The 16,074-nt window shown below is 62.5% G+C and carries 9 protein-coding genes; 5 read left to right on the top strand and 4 right to left on the bottom strand.

Features of this window, described 5'->3' with window-relative positions; translation table 11 throughout:
• Positions 1–30 precede the first annotated feature (30 nt).
• On the top strand, positions 31–846 hold the full coding sequence (locus DyAD56_RS18795; RefSeq protein ID WP_102304376.1) for a sulfotransferase: 816 nt from the start codon (positions 31–33) through the stop codon (positions 844–846).
• Positions 847–973: 127 nt separating this feature from the next.
• The gene (locus DyAD56_RS24450) at positions 974–7,801 is read left to right on the top strand and encodes an ESPR-type extended signal peptide-containing protein (RefSeq protein WP_102304375.1); all 6,828 of its coding nucleotides are present in this window, start codon (positions 974–976) and stop codon (positions 7,799–7,801) included.
• A 102-nt stretch (positions 7,802–7,903) separates the two neighbouring features.
• Here DyAD56_RS24450 and DyAD56_RS18785 read toward each other — a convergent pair whose 3' ends face one another.
• Positions 7,904–8,827 carry a LysR family transcriptional regulator gene (locus DyAD56_RS18785; protein WP_233202646.1) on the bottom strand — a complete coding sequence of 308 codons (924 nt, stop codon included), beginning with the start codon at positions 8,825–8,827 and terminating at the stop codon, positions 7,904–7,906.
• Positions 8,828–8,969: 142 nt separating this feature from the next.
• On the opposite strand from DyAD56_RS18785, the gene DyAD56_RS18780 reads away from it, so the two are divergent.
• Together DyAD56_RS18780 and mug are read left to right on the top strand one after the other, a co-directional pair.
• Positions 8,970–10,229, top strand: a complete 1,260-nt coding sequence (locus DyAD56_RS18780; RefSeq protein WP_102304373.1) for an MFS transporter — start codon at positions 8,970–8,972, stop codon at positions 10,227–10,229.
• Positions 10,230–10,316: 87 nt separating this feature from the next.
• The gene (gene mug, locus DyAD56_RS18775; RefSeq protein WP_102304372.1) at positions 10,317–10,877 is read left to right on the top strand and encodes a G/U mismatch-specific DNA glycosylase; all 561 of its coding nucleotides are present in this window, start codon (positions 10,317–10,319) and stop codon (positions 10,875–10,877) included.
• A gap of 152 nt (positions 10,878–11,029) precedes the next feature.
• On the opposite strand, the gene DyAD56_RS18770 is transcribed toward mug, so the two are convergent.
• Positions 11,030–13,183 (bottom strand): TonB-dependent siderophore receptor, encoded by a 2,154-nt coding sequence (locus DyAD56_RS18770; RefSeq protein WP_102304371.1) that lies wholly within the window; start codon positions 13,181–13,183, stop codon positions 11,030–11,032.
• A 136-nt stretch (positions 13,184–13,319) separates the two neighbouring features.
• On the opposite strand from DyAD56_RS18770, the gene DyAD56_RS18765 reads away from it, so the two are divergent.
• A complete protein-coding gene (locus DyAD56_RS18765) occupies positions 13,320–14,108 on the top strand; it encodes a helix-turn-helix transcriptional regulator (RefSeq protein ID WP_102304370.1) in 789 nt (262 codons plus the stop codon).
• 280 nt (positions 14,109–14,388) lie between these two features.
• On the opposite strand, the gene DyAD56_RS18755 is transcribed toward DyAD56_RS18765, so the two are convergent.
• Both DyAD56_RS18755 and DyAD56_RS18750 read right to left on the bottom strand, forming a co-directional pair.
• A complete protein-coding gene (locus DyAD56_RS18755) occupies positions 14,389–15,573 on the bottom strand; it encodes a PepSY-associated TM helix domain-containing protein (protein WP_102304521.1) in 1,185 nt (394 codons plus the stop codon).
• 275 nt (positions 15,574–15,848) lie between these two features.
• Positions 15,849–16,074 (bottom strand): integrase core domain-containing protein (locus DyAD56_RS18750; protein WP_146010446.1); only part of this gene is annotated, 226 nt, incomplete at its 5' end.

Raw genomic sequence — 16,074 nt, 5'->3', positions numbered from 1 at the left:
GGTTTTTTGCCAGAGCTTTCAGGGGAGCTAATGGATCGCCGGTTTCACTTTATTTCGGGCCTGCCCAGGTCCGGGTCAACGTTGCTGTCAGCCATTCTGAGCCAGAACCCGCGCTTCCATGCGGGCATGAGTGGCCCCATCGGCGGCGCCTTCACCACGATGCTGGGCGAACTGAGCGGCCGCAACGAGTACTCCGTATTCGTTTCCGACGAACAGCGTCGCCGCATGCTCAAAGGCCTGTTCGACAACTACTACGGTCCCGAGTACAGCGCCGAAGTCGTGTTCGACACCAATCGCGCCTGGTGCAGCAAGCTGCCTCAGCTCAAGCAGCTGTTCCCGCAGGGCAAGGTGATTGCCTGTGTGCGGCATGTGTCGTGGATCATCGACAGCATCGAGCAACTGGTACGCAAGAACGCTTTCCAGCCTTCGTCCATTTTCAATTACCAAGCCGGCGGCACCGTTTATACGCGCGCTGAAGGTCTGGCCAATGGCGACGGCATGGTGGGTTACGCCTACAACGCGTTGAAAGAAGCGTTCTACGGTGACGACACCACCAACCTGATGCTGTTGCGCTACGAGACGCTGACCAGCGATCCGGCGCGTGCGATCGCTGCCGTGTACGACTTTCTCGGCGAACCCGCGTTCGCGCACGACATCAACAACCTTCGCTACGACGCCAGCGAGTTCGACGTCAAGGCCGGCACGCCCGGGCTGCACGCTGTGCGGCCGCGCGTGAAAGCCAACGAGCGCAACACGATCCTGCCACCGGATGTGTTCAACCGCTTCGCCAACGACGCCTTTTGGTTGGATCCGAATCTCAATCCGCGCGGCGTACGCGTGGTCTGACGCTTGTTTTTCATTCCTTGGTTTCTGCACTGCCTGACTTGAAGTCGCCCGATCCCCGCGCTTGCCGGAACAGCGAGCGAGAAAACGAACGTCAACAACGACACCGCAATATCACAGGGGCTACACCATGAACCGCATCTACCGCATCGTTTTCAATCGCACGCTTGGCGTGCCGCAAGTGGTATCCGAGTTGGCGAGCGCACCCGGTGGTGTGGTTGTCGGTGGCGTGGATACGTTGCCTAGGCTGGGCCTGAAGTCGCGCCTGCTGGCGGCTGCGGTGGGTCTGGCACTCGCTACGGTGACGTTGCCGACCTTGGCGCAGACCTGCACCCAGACGTCGGGCACGTTGACGGGCTCCTGCACCGGTTCGACCAGTTCCATTGGTGGCGCGGGTGGCTCCGGGGCGGCTGGCTACGGGGCGGGCGGAAGTCCGCTGGCAGTCGGAAGCGGCACGGGTGCGATTTTTTCGAGCCCGGGCGTGGGCGGTGCTTTCGGTGGAAATGGTGGATTTGGTGCCAGTGCCGGATTCAACCGTGTTGGCAATGGCGGTGGTGGTGGGGTTTATGGCGGTGGCGGTAGCGGCGCTGGCGGCGGCAGCGGTAATACCGGCGGTGGCGGCGGCAATCCAGGCATCGTCGCCACGGGTAGCACCACCCTTGGCAGCGGAGTGATGGTCATTGGCGGTGCCGGTGGCGATGCTCCCGCGATGGGGGCTGGTCAAGGAAGCGGCGCCGCATGGGTCGTAGGTGGTGGTGGCGGTGGTGGTGGCGCCGGCATCAGCGTTGCTATCGCCAATGCGTCCGTGACGAACGCAGGAGCGATCACGGGTGGTAAGGGCGGCGCTGGCGCCTACAGTGCCTATACCGGCGGCGGTGGCGGTGGTGGCATGGGGCTCAGTCTCGGTGGTGCCGGTAATCAGCTGTCCAATAGCGGCAGCATTGTTGGCGGCCAAGGTGGCGATGCGGGTGTTGCCAAAGCTGGCGGACACATCGGTAGCGGTGGCGCAGGTGGCGCCGGCTTGAGCATCACGGGCAACAGTAACTCGGTAAGCAACACCGGCACCATTGCCGCCGGTGTGGGCGGTGGTGGCTCCGTCGTTGGGCCTGGTGGTGTTGGCGTTGGCATTTCAGGCAGCAACAACACGCTGGCTACCAGCGGCATTATCAGCGGCGGTACCGGCGGCCTGGATTCCTCGGGCAACTACCAGAACGATGCCGTGGATATCACCGGCACCAACAACACGCTGGAGCTCGACCACGGTTATAGCTTCACCGGTACGGTGGTTTCCGTATCCGGCAACGGCAACACGCTCGCACTGGGTGGCAGCACCAACGGAAGCTTCGATGTGTCCAGCATCGGTAGTGCAGGCAATCCGTTCACGGGTTTCGACAGCTACGCAAAAACCGGCACCAGCACCTGGACCCTGACCAATGTCACCGCCGCGGTAACACCTTGGACGATCTCCGGCGGCACGTTGTCGGTGTCCTCCGACGCCAACCTCGGTGACCATGGCGGCAGCCTTACGTTCGATGGCGGCACGCTGCAATTCGGCAGCAGCTTCAACCTTGCCAGCACGCGCGTGATCACGCTCGATGCGGGTGGCGGCACCATCGACACCAACGGCAACGCCACCACGATTTCTCAGTCGATTGCTGGCGTGGGCGGCCTGACCGTGGCAGACAGCACGGGCGGCGGCAAGCTGACGCTGGCGGGCGCCAACGCGTACACCGGCGGCACCGCGATCAACGGTGGCACGTTATCGGTGTCCTCCGATGCCGCCCTCGGTAATCCCAACGGTAGTTTTGCGTTCAACGGTGGCACGCTGCAATTGGGCAGCAGCTTCAATCTCGCCAGCACGCGTGCGATCACGCTCGATGCCGGCGGCGGCACCATCGACGCCAACGGCAACGACACGGGGATCTTGCAAGCGATGGGGGGCACTGGCGGCCTGACCGTGATGGATAGCGCGGGCGGCGGCGCCGTGGCGCTGGCGGGCGCCAACACTTACACCGGCGCCACCACCATCAACAGCGGCACGTTGCAGTTGCTGTCTGGCGGCAGCATCGCTGCGTCGTCTGGCGTGTACGTCGCCAATGGCGCCACCTTCGACATTTCCCAGGGCCATTCGACCTCGATCGGATCACTCGACGGTGCCGGCACCGTGAGCCTGGGCAGTTATGGACTCACGCTCCACCCGGTCAATGGTTTGTTCAACGGCGTCATCAGCGGCACGAACGGCTACCTTTCCCTTGCTGGCGGCATTGAAACCCTCAATGGCGTCAATACCTATACCGGCCCGACCGGCGTGGGGACCGGCGCTACCTTGCAGGTGGGTGATGCCTCGCACACAGGCGCCACGTTGGCCGGCACCGTGCTAGTGAATAGCGGCGGTACGCTGGGTGGTCATGGCGGCGTCGGTAGCGTGACGCTGGAAGGCGGCAGCTACCTAACCCTGGGCGGCGCCGGCATCGCTGGCGACACCTCGCTGGGCAGGTTCACCGTCAACGGCTCCCTCGTCGCCAACGCAGGCAGCGCCTTCAACCTTGCATTTGGCGCACCGGGCAGCAGCTTCCAGAGCGCAGGCATCGGTGACAGCATCCAGGTAAACGGTGGCCTCACCCTGACGGGCGCCACGCTCAATGTGATCAATGCCGGCAACATGGGGCCGGGCATCTATAACGTATTCACGTACACAGGCGGCCTCTCGCAAAGTGGCTCCGGCCTCACGCTGGGCAATACGCCAGTGGGGCAAAGCCTGGCCCTGCAAGTGCTTACCGGGCAGAACCAGGTCAACCTGATCGACTCCACCGGTTACAAGCTCAACTACTGGAACGCCAATGGTCAGGCGAGCGCCACGCAAATGGGTGGCGGCAGCGGTACGTGGGGTATCTCCGGCGCCAACACGGGTAATTGGACGAACGCCACCGCTGGCATCCCCAACGGCCCGTGGACACAAGACAGCTTCGCCGTTTTCGGCGGCACGGCGGGCACGGTAAGCGTCAACACCCTCAGCGTGGATGCCACCGGCATGCAGTTCGCCGTGGACGGCTACACACTGTCCGGTGGCGCGATCCAGCTGGATCCCACGACCAGCAACGGCACCAGCGTCGCGCCGATCATCCGCGTGGGTAACGGCAGCAGCGCCAGTGCGGGCATGACCGCCGTCGTACAGACCCAGCTCAGCGGCAACGACGGCTTCACCAAGACCGACGCGGGCACCTTGGTGCTCGCCAATTACGAACCGTTGCAGGGTGTCATCACCGTGCAGGGCGGTACTTTGCAGATCGGTAACGCCCAGTACCAAGGCCAGCTGGCCAACCTCTCCATCGCCATGGCGGCCGGCACCAACCTAGTGGTCAACAACGGCTGGTTGTTCGGCAGCAACGGCAACGCGGGCGTTTCAGGCGCAGGCTTTACCGCCACTGTCGCCACCGCCGGTTCACTTCAGGGTGGTAATGCCGTATCGAACGGCGCCGGTAGTGCAGGCGTCCATTTCGGGGCTAGCAGCACGGGCAACACGCTGAACAACAGCGGCCTGGTCGAAGGTGGTGGGGGCGGTTACTCCTCCAGTAGCACGGGCAGCGCGGGCGCGGGTGGCGCGGGCGTGACCGGCACCGGGTTTACTGTGACCAATGCCAACCGCATCGAGGGAGGTAATGGTGGCAGCAGCCTGAACACCAGCGGTGCTGGGGGTGGCGCGGGCGTTAGCGGCACTGGCTTCACCTTGACTAATGCCGTGCGGGCGCGCGTTACCGGTGGCGGTGGCGGTTACACCTATGGGCAGGGTATCGGCGCCGCGAGCGGTGGTGCGGGCGGTGCCGGCGTGCAAGGCAGTGGCTTCACCGTGAACAACGCCGGTTATCTGATGGGCGGCAGCGGCAACTATACGCAAGGCGCCGGTGGTGTGAGCGGCGCGGGCGGTGTCGGGGGTGCCGGTGTCGACGGCAGCGCCTTCAGTTTGACCAATGCCAGTACTGGCGGTATCGACGGCAGTAATGGCGGAGAGAACCTCGCCTACGGTGACGCAGGCGTTGGCGGCGCAGGTGTCATGGTGGAAGCCAGCAGCACTCAGTCCACCATTACCAATGCGGGCAAAATTTTTGGTGGTGCGGGTGGCGCCGGTGACACCGGCACCAACGGAGCGGCTGGCAACGTCGGCAGCACCGGTGCTGCTGGCGTGCTGGGCGGACTCTTTAGCGGAAGCGCCGGCACCAATGGTGGCATCGGCGGCAATGGCACGGCTGGCACCCATGGCGGAAACGGCGGCAATGGTGCCACGGGCGGTGCCGGCGTCAGCGGCAGCAACTTCGCCCTGGTCAACACCGGCAGCATCGCCGGCCGGATCGGCGGCTATGGCGGCAGTGGCGGTAACGGTGGCAACGGCGGCAATGGTGGTTTCGGTGGCAGTGGCGGTGCAGGCGGCTCGGGCACCATGGGCAGCGTTGGTACTCCCGGCTTTCTCGGCCCCGGTGGAATCCCATTCCCGGGCACGCCAGGCGGTAACGGTGGCGCGGGTGGCAATGGTGGCGATGGCGGCGTCGGCGGTAACGGCGGCGTCGGTGGCAATGGCGGCAATGGTGGCAACGGCGGCACCGGTGGTGTCGGCGTCGCCGGCAGCAACTTCACCCTTACCAATACAGGCAAGATCTGGGGTGGCGATGGTGGCGGGGCCGGTGTGGGGGGACAAGGCGGTGCCGGTGGCGGAGCCGGTACCGGCGGTACGGCGGGTATAGGTGGTGCTGGCGGCCCCGGTGGCGCGCTTGGCTTTCCCCCTGGCGCCACGGGCCCCAGTGGCAGCAATGGTTATGGCGGTGCGTATGGTGCTGCCGGCACAACAGGTGCCAACGGCGCCAGCGGCAGCGCGGGCCTTGGCGGTGTGGGCGTGGTCTCCACCGGCGGCAGCACGGTGATCAACGCCGGCATCATCGAAGGTGGTGTTGCCAACGGCGGCAAGGGCGCGCAGGCCGATGCGGTGAACTTCTCTGGCGGCGGCAACACGTTGGTGCTGGAAAGCGGCTACAGCTTTATCGGCAATGTGATTTCCACCAGCGGCAGCACAAAGGGTGGCGATACGCTTGCTTTCGGCGGCAACACGAATGCCACGTTCAACGCGTCGCAGATCGTTGTCAGTGCACCGACTGGCTACAACGGCAGCACCAGCCAGTACTACGGCTTCAACACCTACGAGAAAACCGGCAGCAGCACCTGGTCTCTCACCGGTACGTTGGTGAGCGGTCTTGCCTGGAACGTGCAGCAGGGCACGCTGGATCTCTCGGGAATCACCAATAACGTGGAGCTGGGGTCTTTGACCGGCACAGGCACCGTCACCACCGGCAGCCATGCACTGACGTTGAGCACGGCTGGCAGCAGTACGTTTACCGGTACGGTTATCGCCAGCACGCTCGCCGTGCAGGGTGGCGACACGCAGATCTTGAATGGTGTCGACACCATCGCTGGCGCCACCACGCTCACCAAGGGCACGCTGGAAGTTGGCGACGCCAATTCCGGCAGCACCGCCAAACTCACCACCACGCAAGTGAACGTGGGAAGCGGCGGCACCCTGCGCGGCCACGGCACTGTCGATGGCAATGTGATCAACGATGGCATCGTGTGGCCGGGCGGCTCCGTTGGTGTGCTCACCATCAATGGCAATTACACGCAGAACAGCGATGGTGCATTGCAGATCGATGTAACGCCGACGGCGGCTTCGCAGTTGCTGGTGAACGGCAACGCCAGCCTCGCCGGCACGTTGAACCTGATCTATGCGCCGGGCACCTACAACAGCACGACGTACGCGCTGGTGCAGGCCAAGGCAGTGAGCGGGCAATTTGCTTCGGCCAACGCCAGCGGTTCGGTGCCGACAGCGCTTGATCCCAAGGTGAGCTACAGCGCGACACAGGTGGATTTGACGTTGGCAGGCGGTGCAACGACGCCTCCGACCACCACGCCTCCGGCGACAACGGTCAAGGTGATCGCACCGGCTGACGGCGGTCTGTATGCCAACCTGATGCGCAGCATCAACCTGGTGGGTCAGCAATCGCTGACCAGTGTGCTCGATGCGACGCTGCGCTCCACCGAAGTGGCATGCGGCTCCGCGAATGCCGCGCACGGCAATACCGTTACCTCCGCATGCAACAGCGGTTTGTGGGTGCAGTACAGCGGCAGCAGCGATTCGCTTACCGGCAACAACGGCTTGAACAGCACCGTATTTGGTTTGCAGGGTGGCTGGGATCATGCGGTAGCGGACGTCGCGCACATCGGTGTGGAAGCAGGCTTTAATCGCATCAACGGCAATGACCGCAACGGCGGCAACGGCTCCGTCGACAGCGTGCACGGCGGCTTGTACGCGTTCGGCAACGTCGGGCCGGTGGTGTTGTCAGGCACGCTCGACGCAGCGCGCGACAGCTACCGCGTGAATCGCCAGACCGGCTTGGGCCACGGCGTGGCCTCGCCCGATGGCGACACCACATCGGCTGCGGTGCAGGCAGCATGGCCGCTGGCGGCGGCACAGTGGCAGATCACGCCGGCCGTGGGCGCGCTGTATCAGCACCAGACACTGGACGCGTTTAGCGAAACTGTGACGAGCAGCAGTCCGCTGGCCTCCGCGTTTGGGGTGAAGGGTGCGCACACCACCTACAACACCATGCAGCCCTACGCAAAGGTGTCGTTCGCCACGGCGTTCGTGGCGCAAGGCGTCAGCTACGTACCGCAGTTCGACGTGGGCTATCGCTACGACACGCGCAACGGCAACACCCCGGTGGTGCGGGAAACCGCGCAGGACGGCACCGTGTTCGCGATGCCGGGTGATTCCCTGGGCCGTGGCGCAGCCACCGTGGGCGCACGCATCAGCGCCAAGGCTGGCGCATCGTGGAGCCTGTATCTGGATTACCAGGGCCAGTTCGCCAGCCACCTCAGCGACAACGCATTGAGCGTGGGCTTTACCAAGGCGTTCTAAGCCGTTTCCCCGCAGCCGCGGCACAAGGATGTGTCGCGGACTTTGCCAGGGCGATTCCGCGCTTCACAGAAGGCGGCGGATAGGGCCTCAGCACGCGACGTTTTATGAGGTAGCGGGAAGCTCCACCTGTTGGTGCAAGGTGCGTGCGCGCAGGCGCGGGGTTACGAAGTCGAAAAAAGCGCGCAGCTTTAGTGGCAGCGGCACTTGCCCTCGGTGTACCAGATGGATCGGTTGGGGCGCCGACTCGAAGGAGTCGAGCACCACGGAAAGCGCGTTGTCACGTACGGCGTCGGCTACCTGGTAGGACAGCACGCGTATCAAGCCGACACCAAGGATGGCGGCGGCGATGGCGGCCTCTGCCGTGTTCACGGCAAGTCGTGAATGCACCGGCACCGACAACTCTGCCTTGTCCGAATGGAATGTCCACGCGCGCTTGGATTCGAGCACCTCGAAACTGATGCACTGGTGTCCGGCGAGGTCGTGCGGACGAGTCGGCACGCCATGGGTCGCCAAATAGGCGGGGCTCCCACAGATCACCCGGCGAACCGAGCCGACACCGGTTGCCATCAGCGTGCTATCGGGCATGTCGCCGATGCGCACCGCGACGTCGATGTTCTCCTCCATCAGATGCATGACACGATCCGTCAAGATCAGGCGGATGTCGATCTGCGGATAGTGCGAGAGAAAGTCGGCCACAACAGGCACAAGGTGCAGGCGCCCGAAAACAATGGGGGCCGTGACCACCAGCTCGCCCTTTGGCGACGCGTACTCTCCCGTCGCCGCGCGCTCGGCCTCGCCGATCTCCTCGAGGATGCGCCGACAAGCAGCCACGTAGGACGCTCCCGCTTCAGTCAACGAGAGTTGACGTGTTGTGCGATGGAGCAGGCGAATTTTCAGATGCGATTCCAGTTGGCCCACCTTTCGGCTGACCGTTGCCAGCGGCAGGTCCAGGCGCCGCGCGGCGGCCGACAGGCTGCCTGAGTCGACCACGGTGACAAGGATGGACATGGACTCAAGAAGGTTCACGCACCCTCTCACTTTCTGGAAGGATCATTCTTGATTTTGGCAGATTATCTTGCTGGGTGTGGGCAGTTACCGTTGGCCGGTAGTTCCTGCGCTGCGGCTAGTCGCTCCAGTGGCGGGAAGACCCCACCGACAGGAGAGCGCCATGAGCGACCTAGCCAGCACATCTGAAAGCCTGTCCCCGCCAGCGACCGTGTCACGCGGGAAGATCTTGATGATGGCGATCATCGCCGGCGCGGTGATCACCAACATTTACTGCACCCAGCCCATTCTGCCGCTGATCGCGACAGGTCTGGGCGTGGACCTGACAGCCGTCGACTTGGTCGCGGGCGCGGCACTACTCGGATTCTCGACGGGCCTGGGTTTGCTGCTACCGCTTGGCGATCGATTTGACCGACGCAAGCTCGTGCTGGGGCAGATCGCACTGGCGTTTGTTCTGGCGGGTGCGGCGGCCGTGGCGCCCGGCATCTGGGCGTTGATTGCGGCATCGTTCGGTCTTGGCATCGTCAGTTGTGTACCGCAGCAACTCGTGCCCTTCGCCGCGACCATGTCAGAACCTAGCGAGCGCGGTCGTTCGGTGGGGACTGTCGTCAGCGGCATCATGGTGGGCATCCTCACGGGGCGCACCGTGGCGGGTCTGGTCGGCGCCGCATGGGGCTGGCGTGCGGTGTACGGGGTGGAAGCGGCCTTCATGATTCCCGTGTGGATCGCGGCTGCCTTGATGTTGCCGCGTGGGGTACCGTCCACCAGCCTTTCTTACGGACGCTTGCTCGCGTCGCTGTGGCCGCTGGTGCGGGATCATCGCCCGATTCGTGAATCCATGATGGTGCAGGCATTGCTGTGGGCCTGCTTCAACGCCTTCTGGGTGAACCTTGCCGCGCTGCTCGCGAATGGCCCGTGGCATTTGGGTAGTGCATGGGCAGGTGGGTTCGGCATCATCGGCGCCGCCGGAGCACTTGCCGCCTCGCTTGGCGGGCGTGCTTCAGATCGACGCGGGCCGCGTAGCGTAGTGGGCGCAAGCATCGGCATCGTTACGCTCGCCTACGTGCTACTTGCGGGTGCGAACAGCTCGCTCGTGCTTCTTGTGATGGGTGTCGTTGTGCTGGACATCGGCGTACAGGCCGGACTGGTATCCAATCAGACGCGCGCGTTCGCCGTCGACCCGAAAGCGCAGGGTCGCATCAACAGCCTTTATATGACGGCCACGTTCTTCGGCGGCGCGGTAGGCACCATCGCAAGCGGCTGGCTGATGACGCGATTCGGCTGGAGTGGCGTCGTTGGTTTTGGTATCGCGCTCGGGGGCATCGCCTTCGGCTTTTACCGTCTCTCCGCACCACGCAGCGTGAACGGCGCGCACGATGCGACCGCAGTGAAAGCGGTGCAGACATCGACAAGTGCTTCTTGAGGCAAGCCCATGCAACGCCGATCAGGTGCGCCGCGTGAGGATGCCGACAGCCGTGTTTCAACCCGTGGCGTTTGCACGAGCCCTGCCATGAAACAAGCATTGCCAGACATCATCAGCACGAACCTCGATGTGTTGTTCTGCGGCATCAACCCAGGGCTGATGGCGGCAATGACAGGACATCATTTCGTGGGAAGGAGTAATCGCTTCTGGAAGGTTCTGCATCAAGCAGGCTTCACTCCAGAAGAGTTATCGCCTCAGGATGATCATGGCTTACTCAAGTACGGATACGGCATAACCTCGGTCATACAACGGCCCACGGCGAACGCATCTGAGCTCTCCCCAAGGGAATTCACCTTGGCCGCGCGTGGCTTCGAGCAGAAAATTGCACACTATCAGCCGCACTTTGTTGCCTTCCTGGGCAAAGCTGCGTATGCGGGGATGGGACGCTTGCGCAGCGTCGATTGGGGGCTTCAACGGGATCGCATGCACGGCGCCGCGGTTTGGGCATTGCCCAATCCCAGCGGAAGAAACCGGTCATTCTCGCTAGACCGTCTGGCGGAGGCGTACCGCGAACTCTATCTGGAAGTGCTCGCTACGCGCGACGGGAGCGGGGCACCGCATCGACCAACGCCTAAGGCGCGGAGTTAGGGCGCACGAGCATGCATGCTCAGGGTAGGAGCTGTGTACGTCGACTGGCCGATATTGAACTCCGCCCTGTCGTTCCGCAGGGCGGTACAAGATTCCGTGTGTAGCGGCTCAGACGTGAGATGGAATCAGGCTTCGGTGGTGATCCTCTCAGATCACCACTGATAGCGCGCTGTTGCCATCACTGTGAGCTTGGCTCCGTAGTAACAGAACATGTAGCTGGAGCAATAAGAGACGTAAGTCTTGTTGAACAGATTGTTGGCGTTCAAGCCAAGCATCCATTGGCCAACGGAATAGTGCGCAGCAGCATCTACAAGGGTATGTTGCGGCACGGTCAGCGTGTTGTCCGCACTTCCGTAGCTCTTCCCGACGTAACGCACGCCCATGCCGAATCCGAGCTTGTCCCATGTGCCACCGTCAATGGTGTAGTCGCCCCATGCAGAAGCCATTTGCGTTGGCTGCGAGGTCGGGTGTTTGCCCTGGTCGCCATCGTTGGAGCGAAGCACGGTCTGGTAAAGGTGCGAGTACGACGCCAGTACACTGAAGTTTTTTGTGATCTCCGCGTGTCCTTCAAGCTCAATGCCACGCGAACGCACTTCGCCCGTCTGCGCCTGGTAGTTGACGTGCAGGGGATCGGAAGTCAGGACATTTGTTTGCCGCAGGTCGTACACCGCAGCGGTGATATACGCACGCATGCCGGTCGGCTGGTACTTCACGCCGAGCTCGTACTGCTTACCCAGCGTGGGAGCGAATGAGCTGCCCGTCCAGCTGTTGCCGGTCTGCGGCTGGAACGACGTCGAGTAGCTGAGGTAGGGCGCGACGCCGCTATCGAACTTGTAGTTCAGGGCCGTTCTCCACGTGAACGCGTGGTCGCGCTGATCGGTGGATGAGGATACCGCGCCGGTGGTCGCGCTTTGCTGCGTGTCCAGGGTGCGGGCCCAGTCGAATCGGCCGCCCAGGGTGAGTAACCAGCGATCAAGGCGTACCTGGTCCTGAAAGTAGCCGCCCAGTTGAGTAAGACGGGTGGACTGGTTTAGCGAAACGGGCACGCTAGCGATCTCGCTGAAGTCCGGATCGTAGATGTCGATCGCGTTCGCACCGAAGTACGCACCGCCTCGATGAATATGGTTGTAGAGGTATTGATAGTCGACGCCGGCCAGCAACGTATGTTGCAGGTTGCCGGTACTGAAATCGACCTGCACCTGGTTGTCCAGCGTGAACTGGCCCATGTGCTCCTTGTTGATGTTGCCCCAGTAGTAGCCAGTGCGATTATCGGCATTCAACAAGCTGGACAACGACGTCTGGTAGTAGTCGATATCGTCGTGCAGGTAACGAAGGTTTTGACGTACCTGCACGGAGTCGTTGAAGCGATGTTCGAACAGATAACCGATGGAGTACTGAGTGCGCGTGAAGTGGTCGCGCTGGGGATCGCCCAGATAGTGATCTGGGTTGATCTTGCCATTGGGGTTGTAGAGCACCGTGCCGTACGCCGGTAGGGGATTGAAAAGCCCGCCCTGCGGATCACGCTGAAAGTTGCTGAGCAACGTCAGGCTGGTGGCTTCACTGGGCCGCCAGGTGAGTGCCGGAGCGATGCCGAAGCGTTCGTCGCCGATGTGATCGGTCTGCGTATTGGCATCGCGGGCCAAGCCGGTGATGCGATAGAGCCACTGGCCACTCGCATCCAGGGGGCCGCCAAAGTCCACGCCCAACTGGCGACGATCGTAGTTGCCGATGCTGAGCAGTACCGAATGGAAGGGATCGTCGGTGGGCCGCTTGCTCACCATGTCGACGACGCCACCCGGGCTGGCCTGTCCGTAGAGCACGGACGCGGGTCCCCGCAACACGTCGATACGCTCAAGGAAGTAAGGATCGATGCGCGGGTTGGCAAACCAGGTAGTGCGATTCAACTTCATGCCATCGAGATACGAGTCCGCGTCGAAGCCCCGGATGCTGAGCTGATCAAAGCGCAGGTCGTTGTCCTGGCTGGATGCAGCCGGCACGTAGCGGAGGGCTTGGTCCAGCGTCTGCACACCCTGTGCATCCATTTGTTCGCGCGTGATCACCGTGATCGACTGTGGGTTGTCGATCAGTGCGGTATCCGTCTTGCTGCCTGCGCTGCTTCGCGTGGCGACGTAGCCGGTCACCGGCTTATCGGCCTTTTCCTTGTCAGTCTTGCCGGTGACATGGATGGTGGCCAACTGTTGTGGGTCGGCCTGCTGGGCTGATGCAGAAGTGGTCCAGCAAGCCAGCAGGGCAAGGGTGAGGGCGGATGTCGTGAACGTGCGGCCGGTCGTCAAGCAAGACGGCATGTAGGGTACCCCTGGAAGAAAGCGAAATAAGAATCTTTCTTATTTAACTTGATGCTTCCAAAGCCGTGTGGCCAAATAACGATGACAACTCGCCAAACATTGGCGTGTTCACATCCTTTCTTTGAAACGGCTGCACATGGACAACCTCTGGCGGCAACGCTTCGCGGCGGACTACCAACGGCAGAAGTGGCCGGTGATGGCCTGGGCCAACACCTATCAAGGTGGCGAGCGCCAGATCTGGCACAGCCACGAGCAGGGACAGTTGGTTGCCCCGACCCAAGGGGTGGTGCGCGTGCTGACGTCGGTGGGGGCGTGGGCAGTCACTCCCTTGCACGCGTTGTGGATTGCGCCAGGCGTCGACCATGAATTGCATATGGTCGGCTCAGTCACGCTGAGCACTTTGCGTGTGGAACCCGATGCTGCGCCGTGGTTATGGCGCGAGTGCAGTCTGATCGTGGTCACTCCGCTATTGCGCGAGCTACTGCTGAGCATGGCGCGCGACCCCTTTGAATACGAGGCGCACAACGATGCCGCCTTGATGGCTCCCTTGGCATTGCGTTGTCTCGAAACGGCACAACCCGTCGAGCATGGGCGGCTTCCTTTGCCACGCGACAAACGCTTGCTACAGGTATGCGAACTGCTGATTCAAAGCCCCGGCAGCGAAAACACGCTGGAGCAAATCAGCGCACAAGTGGGTGCGAGTACGCGGACAATGACGCGGCTGTTCAAGCAGGAGACCGGATTGACCTTTGGTCAATGGCGGCAACAGGCGATGCTGTCGGAAGCTGTCTGCCAGCTATCGCTCGGTTCAACGGTTTCCAGGGTCGCCCGCCACCTTGGCTACACCAATGCCAACGCGTTCAGCGCCATGTTCCGTCGCGTACTGGGCGTGCCGCCGCTTCGCTACATGCGGGGAGCGACATAGATCGCCCCCGAAGCAAAGTGCTGGGAAGAAGCATCACGGGGTGATGGCGGCCGTACAAGGTCAGCCGGACGTCTTCAAAAGGTGCGTGACACCGGGCGTTGTACTTCTTTGCGGGGCCGGGCCAGCCACAGTCCTGCGGCGACCGGTACGGTTAGCGACAGCCACCCCATAGTTTTCCAGACAACATGCTCCCCAAGTAGCGCAGAGAGCAGGCCGATGAGTGTGAGCGCGGACAGCAGCAGGGGGGCGCCCCAAACCTTGCGAAAGGATGGCGTGCTCTTCATGCGGCTGATTCTTTCGCTTCGTGGGACTCGTGCACGGCGATCAAATGGGCGATGCGTTCGGCATGCGTCTTCCGACGAGCGAACCACAAATACAATCCACTCCCGAGCACGACAATGGTGATCAGATCCAGCAGCGCCCAAAGGATCTTGAGGGGCAGGCCGCCATAGTCGCCGAAGTGCAGGGGCCGCGACACCTCAAGCGCGCGCAGGTACCACGGCATCTTCACCACACCGCTCAGTTCGCCCGTATGCGCGTTGACAAGGACAGGACTGAACAGGCGCGATGTTAGCGTGCGATCACCTTTGGCCCATAAAACATAATGGTATGGACTTCCAAACGGGTTGCCGGGGTAGGCGATGCTTGTGATGGTCATGCCAGGCACCGCGCGTTGGGCCGTTTCCAGCGCAGCCTGTACGGAGGGAAGGGCGTCCCCTGGTGGGATGGCCTGACCCTCGTAGGAGGCCAGCAGTTGCCTGACGTCGGTCTGCTGCCACAGGCCGAAGAGCGGCGTCGACAGCTCGTTCAGCACGCCGGTGGCGCCCACCACCAACGCCCAGGCCATAGTCACGATACCCAGCAGGTTGTGCAGATCCAGCCACTTCAGGCGAGTGGCGCGTCCGCGGCGCACCGTCCCGAAATCGAGCTTCTTCATAAACGGCCCGTACAGCACGATGCCCGACACGATGGCAATGACAAACAGCAACGCCATCACACCCAGAAACAGTTCGCCGGGCAGGCCGACAAACAGGTCGGTGTGAAGCGCAAGCATAATCTCCATAAACCTCTTGGGCTTTTCGGTCCCCGGTTGGGACGTCTCCAGCACCTCTGCTGTGCGCGCATCGAAACGGATGGAGTACATCACATGCGGGTTCGCCTTCATGGCATCGAACGACGGCACCATCCACACGTAAACGGCGGGCTCGTCGTCATCCGCAAACATCGAGGCGATGACGTCGTTGGGATGAAGATGGTGCGCGGCTTCGGCGAAGCGGTCGAAGCTGGCGTTGGGTGTGCCTTCCGGCAGTGACGCATAGTGGTGCGGCTCAAGCCAACCGTCGATCTCCTCGTGAAACACAAGAGGCAGGCCGGTCAGGCAGACGAGCAACAGAAATGCCGTGCAGATCAGGCTGGTCCACTTGTGGACGCTGTACCAGCGTTTGAGTGAGCGGGCCGCCGTCATGGCCATTTACCCGTGGCAAGTGGCGCTAACGCATATCGGGCGACGCACGCCGCGTAAAGAACTGCCCTGCGCCACGCGTCTCCGTCGCCAACCACTGCCATGCTGGTCCCTTAGTCGATATTGAGAATAATTCTCATTATTGACTGATCTGATCGGGCCTGGAAAGCCCCTCTGGCGCGAAAGGCCTCGTGTTCGTTGCCCTTCTGGGCACACACCCATCAGCATGGGCAGGCTGAATCGCCCCGGTTTTCGCGGAGGCTATTTGGTTTAAGTGATCATGCGGCCTGCACCAAGTCGGAAGCCAGCTGACGGTAGTAGTTAGCTTCGGCCTCGGCGGGTGGAATATACCCGATGGGTTCGAGTAAGCGTTGGTGGTTGAACCATGACACCCATTCGAGCGTGGCCAGTTCCACCGCTTCTCTGGTTTTCCATGGTGCTCGGCGGTGAATCAGCTCGGCCTTGTAGAGCCCGTTGATGGTCTCGGCCAACGCGTTGTCATAG

Origin of the sequence: Dyella sp. AD56, from assembly GCF_002878475.1 — a bacterium.
Lineage (GTDB): Bacteria > Pseudomonadota > Gammaproteobacteria > Xanthomonadales > Rhodanobacteraceae > Dyella.
This window is presented reverse-complemented; position numbering and strand designations above follow the sequence as displayed.

Coding starts and splice junctions, on each gene's coding strand:
- DyAD56_RS18795 (WP_102304376.1), top strand. CDS start 31: ATGGATCGCCGGTTTCACTTTATTTCGGGCCTGCCCAGGTCCGGGTCA.
- DyAD56_RS24450 (WP_102304375.1), top strand. CDS start 974: ATGAACCGCATCTACCGCATCGTTTTCAATCGCACGCTTGGCGTGCCG.
- DyAD56_RS18780 (WP_102304373.1), top strand. CDS start 8,970: ATGAGCGACCTAGCCAGCACATCTGAAAGCCTGTCCCCGCCAGCGACC.
- mug (WP_102304372.1), top strand. CDS start 10,317: ATGAAACAAGCATTGCCAGACATCATCAGCACGAACCTCGATGTGTTG.
- DyAD56_RS18770 (WP_102304371.1), bottom strand. CDS start 13,183: ATGCCGTCTTGCTTGACGACCGGCCGCACGTTCACGACATCCGCCCTC.
- DyAD56_RS18765 (WP_102304370.1), top strand. CDS start 13,320: ATGGACAACCTCTGGCGGCAACGCTTCGCGGCGGACTACCAACGGCAG.
- DyAD56_RS18755 (WP_102304521.1), bottom strand. CDS start 15,573: ATGACGGCGGCCCGCTCACTCAAACGCTGGTACAGCGTCCACAAGTGG.